1 protein-coding gene and 1 pseudogene are annotated in these 793 nt (G+C 72.0%); both read right to left on the bottom strand.

All coding sequences use genetic code 11. The features are described from left to right. A pseudogene (locus ACY45C_RS13100) lies at positions 1-308 on the bottom strand (heparinase); the annotation flags it as partial. Beyond that, on the bottom strand, positions 305-793 hold a 489-nt coding region (locus ACY45C_RS13095; RefSeq protein ID WP_462187901.1), incomplete at its 5' end, for a glycosyltransferase family protein. The pseudogene ACY45C_RS13100 and the gene ACY45C_RS13095, both read right to left, overlap by 4 nt.

Genomic DNA, 793 nt, shown 5'->3' with positions numbered 1-793 from the left:
GGGGTGCCGGTCGCGGGGGTGCTGGAGTCCGGGGGACATAGATCGCGGGAGTGGCCGAGCAGGGTGAGGCGGCCCGCGACGATCTCGTCGAACATCGGCCGAGCCGGCGGGCATCTGCCGTCGAACGGCAGGAACCCGATCGGCCAGGATTCCGCTGGCGGCCTGCCGCGCAGCAGCATCTCGCCCAGGCCCGGGTGGCGGCTCAGGATGGCCCGTTGCCCGCGCAGCCGGACACGGGCGCCGAGCTGGACCGGTCGCAGCCCCGCGGTGGTGCGCAGGTAGCGACCGAGCGGAACCGACGCGGTCACCGGTGAACAGACCGGGTCAGTGCGCCGATCGTGAGCTCGTACCAGGCGTAGTAGAGACAGAACAGCAGCCCTTGCCGCCCGTCCCGCCATCCGCTCCGCAGCAGGTACATGTAGCAGAAGAGGACCGCCGGCTTGGCCGGAACCAGCGGGAAGATCACGTCCCTCGCGATGGTCCGCGTGAGCGGTCGGGTTGACCCGGTGGGCCGGCGCACCTCCTCGCGGACCCGCGCCAACCGCTCCCGGGCAGCGGGCTGCGTCACGCGGCGCGCCGCCTCCAGCTCGGCGTAGCGCACGTGCTTGCGCAGCCAGGCGGCGAGTCCTTTGTGGTCCTCGTCGATCAGGTCGGCGGACAGCCGTCCGACCTCACCGGTGACCACGGCCCGTTCGCTGTAGGTGACGGCGTCGTCGAAGTACGCCACCCGCCGATCGAGCAGCCGCGCCTGCCAGCTGTTCGCATACCACCCGCAGTGCGCGATCCAGCGGCC

It is taken from the genome of Frankia sp. CcWB2 (assembly GCF_977927585.1).
This window is presented reverse-complemented; position numbering and strand designations above follow the sequence as displayed.